Below are 10,890 nucleotides of genomic sequence, written 5' to 3' on the forward strand. Positions count from 1 at the left end.
CAGCAAGCAGGGGGATTGCGGTCTAATGGTTTTTTCCCCATCGAACGGAGCCGCGCATCATGGACCGCATCGCAGCGATGAACGCATTCGTCCGCGTGGTCGAAGCCGGGACGTTCGTAAAGGCGGCCGACACCCTCGACCTGCCGAATGCGACGGTGACGCGGCTCATCCAGAGGCTCGAGGCAGATCTGAAGGTTCGTCTGCTGCACCGCACGACGCGCTCGGTGACGGTCACACCGGAAGGTGCGATCTACTACGAGCGCGTCGTGCGCCTGCTCGCGGACCTCGCGGATATCGAAGCGTCGACCGCGCATGCGCTGAGGAAGCCGTCGGGCAGGATACACGTCGATGTCCCGACGGCGATCGGCATACTCATACTCGTGCCGGCGCTCGCCGACTTCTACCGCGCCTATCCGGACATCGAGATCCAGCTCGACGTCGGCAACAGCCGCATCGACCTGGTCGCCGAGGGCATCGACTGCGCGATTCGCGCCGGCGAAGTCGACGAGCAGTTCCTGGTTGCGCGGCAGATCGGCAGCTTCGGCTTCACGACCTGCGCGGCGCCCGCGTTTCTCGACGCGCACGGCACGCCTGCCTCGCCGGACCAATTGCGCGATCTGCCGACCGTCGGCATGATCCCGTCGGGCGGCGGCTATTCGGCGTCGTTTCCGTTTCTGTACGATGATCAGAAACGCGATCTCGCGCTGAATCACACGCTCGTCGTGAACGATACGAACGCGTATCTGGCCGCGGGCCTTGCGAGCCTCGGGATCATCCAGGCGCCGACGTACTCGGTGCGCGACGCGATCGCCGCCGGAAGACTCGTGCCGCTGCTGGAAGACTGGCAGCGACAGACGATTCCGGTGCACGTGATCTACGCGCCGAACCGCTATCTGAGCGCGAAAGTGCGCGTGTTCATCGACTGGATCGTCGCACTGTTCGAGCAGGACGAGCATCTGAGACGCCGGTGACGCTCGGTATGAAATTTAATAGTTATCCAAAACAATTGAGAAGTTGATAATGCCCTTGTCGGTTCGACGAGCGAATCTCCGCAGTCTTGAACGGCCGATCCGTTCCCTTTAGAGAAACGGCGAAATGTTCGCCATCGCGCGCGTCACGTACGTCTCCTTCTCCCCCAGTGGGGTGACATGGTGAATCGCGCTGCGTGCAGCATCGACACCTTCCAGACGCGCGATTAACCAGGCCGCCAGATACTGCGACGCCAGGCAGCCGCCTGCGGACGCGACGTTCTGCTTCGCCACGAACGGCTGATTGAGCACCGCCACGCCGGCTTCTTCGACCCATGGTTTGGTGGTCGCGTCCGTACAGGCCGGAACGCCGTCTAGCAAGCCTGGCTTCGCGAGTATCAGTGTGCCCGAGCACGGTTGCGTGAGAACTTCTTCAATACTGCCCCCATGGCTGGCTACCCACGTTACAAGACTCGCAAACGGGTCTTGTAGCGAACGCCCCAGCGGGGACAAGTCACACCTGATACGACCGCTGAAGGCAGTTGGGTAGACAGGCGTTGCGAACAGATTGAACGGGCGCACAGGGTGTGCGGCTGCCCGGAGTTTCAATCAGTGAACGGCCTTTGCTGCTCTTTGCCTGAAGACCATCAAACCGGTCAGGATGAAGCCTAGAAGCGCGATCGAAGCGGCATAACGGTTCATCGCCAGACCGCCGTGGTCGATTGGCTTGTCGAGAAAGTCGCCCAGCGCCGCCCCGAGCGGACGAGTCAGAATGAACGCGGCCCAGAAGAGTATCGTCGATGAGATGTTGGTCCAGTAGTGCGCTACGACGAGCACCACCAGCAGGCTACCGAAAACAATGGCCGCGCCGCTGTAGCCGAGCGCAACCGTGTCAGCAGTCCAGTCGCCCAACGCGGTGCCGAGCGTTTGGGAAAACATGATCGTCACCCAGTAAAACATCTCCACCTTGGGCGAAGATACAGTCGTCACAGATACTGAGCCCATCAACTTGTACCAGGTGAAGAGCGAGCCCAGCAGCAAAACGAGAAGGATCGTACTTCCGCCCGCGTAGCCGATCCCGAGAGATCGGTCGGCAAAATCTGCAAGCGTCGTGCCGACTGTCGTAGTGGCGACGATGGTTACCCAGTAAAGCAGCGGATTAAACCGGTTCGCCCGAATCTGGGCGCTGACAGCGGCGAAGAATACCACTGCGAAAATGATCGTGCCGACAAGGTAGCCCAGATTCATCGACATCGAGACTGCGTCTCCGCCAGTCTCGCCTAGTGTCGTCGCTGCGATCTTGAGGATCCAGAAACCAAGCGTGACTTCAGGCACCTTGGTCATCGCCGTGTGCTTCGTTGTGTCCATATTCCCTCATGTAGGCAGCGTAGGGGTCCCGTCACAGACATGTAGGGACGCGGTGCTGAAAGCGCAAACTTCGCGTCTTCTTCGCCATGTGTGACGTCGCTTCGAGAAAAGTAAGGCAATGTTGGGTCCAAGTGTGCGGGACGCTTCCTTAAGAAAACCTGAGGCGCGAGCGTGCTTTCTTGCAACAGCGCTCGCGCGGCCTAATATTCTGCGTGTCGGTTAGCCACGCTTCACCTGAATCCGGTCGGCCGCGCGAGGCATGACCGAGTACATTCTCTCGCTCGGCCATCGACGCATCGCATTTGTCAGAGGTCCGCAACTGTCTCGCGACAGTGACGAACGACTCGCTGGCTATAGGGAGGCGATGCAACAAGCCGGCGTATCTGTCGATCCAGGTTGGATCGTCACCGGCAACCATATGTTCGAGTCGGGTGTGACATGTGGCCGTCAACCGCTGGCGCTCAGTCCTCGGCCAACCGCGGTCTTCGCAAGCAACGACGACATGGCCGCTGGTGTCATGCATGCGGCCTATGCGAGCGGTTTGGCATTGCCAGGCGACTTGTCCGTTGCTGGATTCGACGACTCCGATATCGCGCGAACAATCTGGCCGACACTCACGACAGTTCACCAACCCTTATTGGAGATGGCAAGCACAGCGGTCGACGCTTTGATCAATCAGGTCAAGAAGCCCGTGGGACCAAAGGTTGAGTCTCGCTTGAAAAACACCGTGTTTCAGTGCAACCTGGTTTGTCGAGGGTCGGTCGCGCCGTTTATACCGTAGTGACTCGACGTCTCATCCCGGTTATGCGCCGCTCTCAACGCGGCTTCAGGCGGTTTGAGAGGAGTCAGCGGCATCGTTCCCCGCCCGTCGATATCACGGGTAGGGTTTCGCCGTTTGATCTGAATACTTGAACGGCAGCGACCGGGTGGAGTCCGGTCATCTAAAGGTCTCGTTACGGCGACTGGCGAGCGTCAACTTATGGCTGCTTGCACTCGTCGACCGAGCGCCACTGGCGGCCCGGCGGCTCGACCTACGCTTCCCGCTTGCTACGCCCATACAGCAGCAGCATCGCCGCGATCACCACGCCGTAGATGATCTGGCGCCCCGCCTCCGGCATCTGCGCGACCGAGAGGATCGATTGCAGGAGAGTGATGAGGATCGCGCCGGCCACCGTGCCGAGGTATGAACCCCGTCCGCCCAGAATCGACGTGCCGCCGAGCACGACCGCCGCGATCGCCGGCAACAGGTAAGCATCGCCCATCGACTGTGCCGCCTTCGACGCATAGCCCGCGAGCAATACGCCACCGAACGCTGCGAACGCGCCGCAAACGGCAAATGCGGCCACGGTCACGAGTCGCGTATTGATGCCGGAAAGATACGCTGCGCGCTCCGTGTTGCCGATCGCGTACAGCGTGCGGCCGAAGGTCGTGCGCGTCAGCAGGAATATCGTGGCGCCGCCGATCACCACCCACAGCGCGACGGCATTCGGCACGCCCGGTACGAGCCAGCCCGCCGCGAGCCATCGCATCACCTGGGGCGCGGAATCCTGCGGCGACGATCCGCCGGTATAGACGATCATGAGGCCTTGCGCGACCGCATTGGTCGCGAGCGTCGCGATCATCGACGGGATGCGCAGCAGCGCGACGAGGATGCCGTTGACGATGCCGATCAGCACGCCGCAACCGATCCCGACCGGAATCGCGAGGATGCGCCCGAGTTCGCCGTGCCCGGCGACCGCGCACGCCATCATCGCGCCGACGGTGATCGTCCACGGCAGCGACAGATCGATGTGGCCGAGCAGGATCACCATCATCAGGCCGGTCGCAATGATGCCGAGGAATGCGCCGACCTTCAGTTGCAACAGGATGTATTCCGGCGACGTGAAGTTCCGCGAATACATACCGCCGACGAGCAGCAGCGCGACTATGCACGCGAATGCAATCACGATCGGTTTGTCGATTCTGCGCGTGAGCCTCGACACGAACGTGGTCCGGCTGGTCGCGGAAACGTGGCTCATTGAAACCACTCCAGACGGTTGCGCACCCTGAACAACCCGCACGCGCCGATCGCGACCGCAAGCAGAAGAATCGCGCCCTGGAATAACGGCTGCCACAGCGCATCGACGTTGAACACGAACAGCAGATCGCCGATGGAACGGAACGCGAATGCGCCGAAGATCGCGCCGATCGCGCTGCCCTTCCCGCCGAGCAGCGACACCCCGCCGATCACCACCGCGGCGATCGAGAACAGCGTGTACGAGTTCGCGCTGCCGAGGCTCGCATCGCCGGTGTCCGTGAAGAACGTCAGAAACAGGCCGCCGATTGCCGCGAGCAGGCCGGCCAGCGTATAGCTCGCGAACTTCGCGCGGCGGATCGGCATGCCGGACAGGAAAGCCGCGGATTCGGACGACCCGGTCGCGTACGCCGCGCGCCCGATCGCCGAGCGTTTGAAAGGAATCCAGACGATCACTATCGCTGCGAGCAGAATCAGCAAGCTCGCTGGCAGGACGACGGCGACCTTGCCGGTCAGTGCGTCGGCGAGGTCCTCGTTGATCGATCCGCCGGGCACGGGGCGCAGCAGCAGCGCCAGTCCATAGTAGACGGCGCCCGTCGCGATCGTCGTCACGATCGGCTGCAGCCGGCCGAAAATGATGATCACGCCGTTCAGCGCGCCGCACAGCGCGCCCGCCGCGAGCACACCGGCGATGCCGAGCGCGCTGTGCAGCGAGTCGCCCGCGACGATCCACGACCCAATGCAATTCGTCAGCACCAGCATCGTGCCGATCGACAGGTCGATGCCGGCGGTCAGCACGACGAGCGCCTGTCCCATCGAGACCAACGCGAGCAGTACCGCTTTGTTCGCCGCCGTCTGAAACACGTTGGCCGACAACGCCGACGGATAGTTGAAGAGATAGATCGCGAACATCAGCACGAACAGGCCGAACGCGAACACCGCTCCGCGATTCTCCGCATACCAGTAACGCAGCCCGCTCATAGCGCGACCCTCGTGGAAGGCGAAATCTGTCCGACGGGCAGGTCGAGAGCATTGGCAATCAGGTTCTGCTCGGTGATCGCCGAGCCGGCGAGTTCCTTCTTGATCCTGCCTTCGTACAGTACGAGCACGCGGTCGCAGCAGCCGATCAGCTCGTCGTAGTCGGTCGAATAGAACACGATCGCGGCGCCTTCATCGGCGAGGCGCCTGAGCAGCTGATAGAGCTCCTGCTTGGTGCCGACGTCGATACCGCGCGTCGGGTCGCTGAGCAGCAGGATCCTCGGCTGCCGGATCAACCACTTCGCGATGACCACCTTCTGCTGGTTGCCGCCCGACAGCGAGCCCACGGGCGCGTCGACGCTGAACGACTTGATCGCGAGCAGCTCCATCATCCGGTCGACGAGCGACTGCTGGCGATCGCGATCGATTACGCCGGCGGTGGACATGCGATCGAGCGCGGCAAACGACAGGTTCTCGCGTAGCGACATCGGCAGCATCAAGCCTTCGGTCTTGCGGTCCTCCGGTATCAGCGCCATACCGATTTCGTTGGCGCGCGCGGCCGTCGGGCTCCCGATCGACACGGCTTTGCCGTCGATCTCGATCTTGCCCGCGCAACCCCGCAACACGCCGAATAGCGCGAGCAGCAGTTCGCGCTGGCCTTGTCCGTCGAGACCGCCCAGCCCGAGGATTTCACCGGGCTGCAACGAAAAGCTGATGCCCTGCAGCGTGTCGCTCCACGCGAGATCACGACAGGCGAGAACCGGGGCGGTGGCGCGGCCGTCCGCCGGTTTGGCCGCGGGTTTGGCCGGAAACACATGCTGGTACTTCCGGCCGATCATCATTTCGACGACCTCATTGTCGGAGCGCGTGCCTGCCTCGAAGCTCATCACATGACGACCGTTGCGGTAGACCGTGCATTCGTCCGCGAGCGCCTTCACCTCGTGCATCCGGTGCGAGATGAACAGCAGCGCGAGCCCCTCTTCGCGCAGGCGCCTGAGCACCTCGATCACGCGCGCGACGTCGGCCGCGGTCAGCGCCGACGTGGCTTCGTCGAGGATCAGGATGCGCGGCGCGTGTGCCAACCCCTTCGCGAGCTCGACCATCTGCTGGCGCGACAGCGGCAGGTCCCGGACTTTCGCAAGCGGATTGATGTCGGCAGCGCCCGCTCGCGCGAGCGCCTCCTCGGCCTGGCGGCGCTGGGCCCGCCGGTCGATCATCCCGAAACGGCGCGGCGGGTTCGAAGCGAAGATGTTGTCCGCCACGCTGAGGTCGGGGATCAGCGACAGCTCCTGATACACGCAGACGATGCCGGCCGCGTTCGCCTCGGCGGGCGACGCGAACGAGACCTCCCGGCCGTCGAGGTGCATCGTGCCTTCGTCCGGTTGCACGACGCCGGACATCACCTTTAGCAACGTGGACTTGCCCGCGCCGTTCTCGCCGAGGATCGCGTGAATGCGGCCCCTGCGCACCGTGAGTTCGGCGTGATCCAGTGCGACGGCGCCGCCGTAGCTTTTCGACACGCCAGACATCTGAAAGAACGGCTGCTCTGCATCCTGCAGCATGCTTCGTCTCCCGTCACAGCGCCCGCCATCATCCGATCACTGGTTGCCCTGGCTCTGCTTCATGATTTCCTGCGCGGAGAAATTGATGCCGCAAGTAGGAAACGAGTTGCCGACGAAGAAGTTATCGGAGTCGTTCGGAAAATAGTTGACGTCCGCCTTCAGCTTCGAATCGTCGGTGACGTCGAGCGGCAGCTTGATCACCACGGGAATCGTCTGGCCGTCCAGCGCGGCGAGCGCCGTCTTGATCGCCACGGCCACCTGCGCGGGACCGGTGCCCGCCGACGTGCACTTCAGGCCCTGGCTCCCATACTGCGCGCAGAACTTGCGAAAGCCGTTCTCCGTCTCGCCGCCGAAAGGCACGAACGGATGTTTCGCATCGATCATCGCGCGCACGACGCCTGTGTCGCCGCCTTGCGCCGAAATTCCATCGAAATGACCCTGCACGGCAATCGCGTCGGCGGCGGCCTTTTGCGCGACCCCGTCGTCCCACTTGCCGTAGACCTGGACGACGTTCCACTTCTTGCCGGTGTCGTCCAACGTCTTCTCGAAACCATTGTGCCGGTCCGTGTCGACCGACGTGCCCGCCACCCCGCGAACCTCGAGCACCTTGCCTCCGTTCGGCAGGTGGCCCGCGAGCCACTTGGCCCACAGCGCGCCGAGCCCATACTGGTCGACGTTGACGTTGATCGCGTCTTCGCTGTCGAGCGTGTTGTCGAAAGCGACCAGCACGACGCCGGCTTTCTTCGCGCGGCGGATCGCGGGGCCGAATGAGGAGGGATTCTGCGCGTTCACGATGACCGCGTCATAGCCGGCATCGATGAAGTTGTTGACGGCCGAGATCTGCGCCGGAACGTCCTCGCCGGTCGAGACGACCTTGAATTCCTTGAGCTTGGCGGCGACGGCCGGTTGCGCCGTGTAGGCCTTGGCCGTCCTGATCATCTGGATGCGCCAGGTGTTCGCGATATAGCCGTTCACGAGGGCGATCCGGTAGGGCCCGTTCTTCTTGGGATACTTGATGAACTTCGTGTCGCTCTTCCACGGGACCATGCATGTGGGATCGCTGGACGGCCCGGAGACGATCGAAGCCTGCGCGAAAGCCGCGCTTGTGCAGAGCGCCAATGCAGCGGTCGACGCTGCTCGAAGCACGTGGGTTCCTGAAAGCATGTTGTCTCCTTTTTGTTCGATTGGACGTACCGATTGCCGGTGCGCATGGCTGGTCGTGGATTGCCGGCACGGTGTGCGTGAGGCACGAAAACCTTGCGGAGTTGCTATTGCGGGACTGGATCGGACTTGCAGAAGGACCTATTCAACGGCGCCTCCTCGAAGCGAAAAGAAGGGGCATGCGCATACGCGTTCCCTGTTTGACACTACTGGCATACCAATTTGCGCGCGATAGTGGTTTACCAGTGAGCCCGGCGCACCGGAGGACCGGGCTGAAACCCTTGATGGATAGAGACTGGGCTGCCGTGAGCGGATGCGGCGTTGCACGGGGATGGGTGTTCCGTTTTCACGAAGTTCAGTCGTCGCCGGGCGGCTTCACCCTTTGGAGAGTCCCAGATTCACGCAGGCTTGGCATCCATACCATCCGGCCGATCGAGCCGGGTGAAGAACTGTTTATTGAATATCTGTTGGCGACGGACGGACCTCTGGATGAGGGCGTTCGGGCGCAATACGCGTGCCGGGGTGCTGCAAAAGGGTGCCGCCAGTCGATGTTGGCGAACGCGGCGTGATTGGTGCGACGCAGGAGGGGAGGCAAAACGTCGCTGTCTTCAGGAACGGCCACGCCACGAAGCTTCAGAAAATGATGACTTGGTCCGGATTGGCATGGATGCGGTTTGCCATCTCGGCGCGTTAAAACCCGCGTCCGCGGAGCGAGATGCAACCGACCGATATCCTGGCGCAAACACGAAGAAGCAAATGTCGCTGGATCTTGAGGATTGGTGGTGACGGCGATGCCAGCGCGTATCTCGACGGCTAGAGATGAGCGGCCTTATGCAGAAGCGGAAGTTAGGACACTCGAGCTCTACGGACCGAAGGCCACACTGGATCGATGACGGCAGCGGGCTGACGGGTCGAGGTCGCGAGAGCAGTGGACAATGTCGATGCGGGCGGCAGGCTCGTCGTGTCTACACCATGACCAACCCGTACCGCATACCGAGCATCACCGCTTCGGTGCGGTTGGTCGCGCCGAGTTTACCGAAGATGGAGGAGAGGTGGAATTTCACCGTGTTGTCCGAGATGTCGAGTTGCCGCGCGATCTCCTTGTTGCCGAGTCCGTCGGCGAGCATCGCTAGCACTTCGATCTCGCGTAACGTCAAGGCTTCGAACGGTTCGCCGGATGCGGTCTGGCGCGATGGATTTCGTCCGGCCAGCAGCCTTGCGAGGATGTCGGGCGACAGCACGCAAAGGCCCGCGGCGACGGCTTCGATGCACACGACGATTTCGCCAGGCATCGCGTTGCGAGGCAGGATCGCCGCCGCATCGGTCGGCAGAACATCAAGGATCCAGTCGCTGTCCGGGTCATCGCTCAACAGGACGAGCGCCGGTAGCGTGTGCCGGGGTTCGAATAGCGTCTTGAGTGGGTCGCTCGCATCCGGCTCGATGTCGGCCACGACCACGTCCGGCACCGAACCGGCGAGGCAATCGACGAGCGTTTCGGCGTCGGCTGCGCTACCCAGGAACCGAAGCGCAGGGTTCGCGTCGACAAGCATCTGCAGGCTTGCACGCACCTGCGACGATGCCGCTATCACCGCGACCCGCACCGGCCCCATGTGTACCATCTGTCCATCCGACATTTCGCCGCTTCCCGGACCTCACCTGCACGAATTCCGCCGGGGGCGTTCGCCCACTGTTACCGAACACGCGTGGCGTTCCCCGCCTCGGATCAACGCGATTTGCAACTGATGTCCAATGCTTGCGGAGCCCAGCGCGGCGTGCACGTCGTCCATGTCGCGGCAAGGCTTGCTGTCCAGTTCGATCAGCACATCGCCTATCAGCACGCCTGCCTGTTCCGCGGGACCGCCTGGCGCAAGCGAATTGATCAGCAATCCGCTACTGAACGGCAGGTTCATTTCCTTGACCCACGCTTGCAGCAGGCCGACCTGCTGCGTGCCGACGCCGAGGTAGCCTCGTGAGACGCGCCCTTTAGCCAACAGTTCATCGGTGACGCGCTCCACTGTCATCGCGGGAATCACCATCCCAACACCGCGCATCAGCGCCGATGTGCAGATGCCCATGACCTCCCCGCGCATATCCGCGAGGGCCGCCCCGGAGAAACCTGGGCGCAGACCGCCGTCCAGCCGCACCAACGCATCGAGCTGTCCACCTCTCCACGTGCGCCAAGGACCACCTGTGCTGCCGATCACGCCAAAATCAGCACTGATGCCGGGTTCGTCCGCGCGCGCGACGGCGAGCGCAAGATGACCCGGCTTCAGTGAGCGGGCATCGCCAGAATCGATTGGGTCCAGGTCCACGCCGTCCAGTTTCAGCACGCCGAGGTCGGTGCACAAGTCCAGGCCCGCGAGGACTGCGGCGACCTTACGGCCGTCGGTCAATGTGACTTCGATCCCGTCCTCACGCCTGATCGTGTGTGCAGCCGTCACGACGACGCCATGTCGCCAGATTACCCCACTTGACGGCATGCGATGCCGGCCGTGGATTGCCACGACGCTCCGCCCGACTCGCCCGACGATGTCTGCCAGATTGTCCGAGAGATCCATCAAAGGATTTCCGCTTGCGGATGTCGTTTCCATTTCAAGTCTCCTGCCAATTGCGATACGACCTACTTGTGCCTCGCGTCGTCGATTCCTCACCTATCCTTTGCGGGTTGCGTGGTGGCGACGGGTTCACAATGACAGAAGGACAGGGGGTGCACACCACCCAAACGGGTAGTCCGATAGATGCAGTGCGGACTTCACTACGGAGCGTGAGGCAGAGATCGGGCCACTTTCGGCCATTGGCGCGCGCTTTCGCATGGACACTCGAAGGTCAACTCCGCATC

General features: G+C 62.6%; 9 protein-coding genes and 1 pseudogene. 2 read left to right on the top strand and 8 right to left on the bottom strand.

All coding sequences use genetic code 11. The features are described 5' to 3' along the window. The first annotated feature begins 59 nt into the window (after positions 1–59). Positions 60–971: a LysR family transcriptional regulator gene (locus PQR02_RS38265; RefSeq protein WP_408243027.1), complete on the top strand. Its 912-nt coding sequence runs from the start codon at positions 60–62 to the stop codon at positions 969–971. Positions 972–1,079: 108 nt separating this feature from the next. Here PQR02_RS38265 and PQR02_RS38270 read toward each other — a convergent pair. Both PQR02_RS38270 and PQR02_RS38275 read right to left on the bottom strand, forming a co-directional pair. Further along, a pseudogene (locus PQR02_RS38270) lies at positions 1,080–1,388 on the bottom strand (type 1 glutamine amidotransferase family protein); the annotation flags it as partial. A gap of 189 nt (positions 1,389–1,577) precedes the next feature. Next, positions 1,578–2,336, bottom strand: a complete 759-nt coding sequence (locus PQR02_RS38275; protein ID WP_408243028.1) for a COG4705 family protein — start codon at positions 2,334–2,336, stop codon at positions 1,578–1,580. A gap of 259 nt (positions 2,337–2,595) precedes the next feature. On the opposite strand from PQR02_RS38275, the gene PQR02_RS38280 reads away from it, so the two are divergent. Next, positions 2,596–3,117 carry a substrate-binding domain-containing protein gene (locus tag PQR02_RS38280; protein ID WP_408243029.1) on the top strand — a complete coding sequence of 174 codons (522 nt, stop codon included), beginning with the start codon at positions 2,596–2,598 and terminating at the stop codon, positions 3,115–3,117. A 250-nt stretch (positions 3,118–3,367) separates the two neighbouring features. Here the strand turns inward: PQR02_RS38280 and PQR02_RS38285 are convergent, their stop codons facing one another. From PQR02_RS38285 to PQR02_RS38310, 6 genes are all read right to left on the bottom strand, one after another. Continuing rightward, positions 3,368–4,354 (bottom strand): ABC transporter permease, encoded by a 987-nt coding sequence (locus PQR02_RS38285; RefSeq protein WP_408243030.1) that lies wholly within the window; start codon positions 4,352–4,354, stop codon positions 3,368–3,370. Beyond that, positions 4,351–5,331, bottom strand: a complete 981-nt coding sequence (locus PQR02_RS38290) for an ABC transporter permease (RefSeq protein ID WP_408243031.1) — start codon at positions 5,329–5,331, stop codon at positions 4,351–4,353. The genes PQR02_RS38285 and PQR02_RS38290 overlap by 4 nt, the downstream gene beginning before the upstream one ends. After that, positions 5,328–6,890 carry a sugar ABC transporter ATP-binding protein gene (locus PQR02_RS38295; protein ID WP_408243032.1) on the bottom strand — a complete coding sequence of 521 codons (1,563 nt, stop codon included), beginning with the start codon at positions 6,888–6,890 and terminating at the stop codon, positions 5,328–5,330. Before PQR02_RS38295 ends, PQR02_RS38290 begins: the two co-directional genes overlap by 4 nt. Before the next feature lie 36 nt (positions 6,891–6,926). Continuing rightward, complete coding sequence (locus tag PQR02_RS38300; protein WP_408243033.1) at positions 6,927–8,054, bottom strand: sugar ABC transporter substrate-binding protein; 1,128 nt, start codon at positions 8,052–8,054, stop codon at positions 6,927–6,929. Positions 8,055–9,016: 962 nt separating this feature from the next. Continuing rightward, positions 9,017–9,685 (bottom strand): LuxR C-terminal-related transcriptional regulator, encoded by a 669-nt coding sequence (locus PQR02_RS38305; protein ID WP_408243034.1) that lies wholly within the window; start codon positions 9,683–9,685, stop codon positions 9,017–9,019. A gap of 18 nt (positions 9,686–9,703) precedes the next feature. Then, positions 9,704–10,609, bottom strand: a complete 906-nt coding sequence (locus PQR02_RS38310; protein ID WP_408243035.1) for a S1C family serine protease — start codon at positions 10,607–10,609, stop codon at positions 9,704–9,706. Between the last annotated feature and the right edge of the window lie 281 nt (positions 10,610–10,890).

The organism is Paraburkholderia sediminicola (assembly GCF_046026895.1).
GTDB classification, from domain to species: Bacteria; Pseudomonadota; Gammaproteobacteria; order Burkholderiales; family Burkholderiaceae; genus Paraburkholderia; species Paraburkholderia sediminicola_C.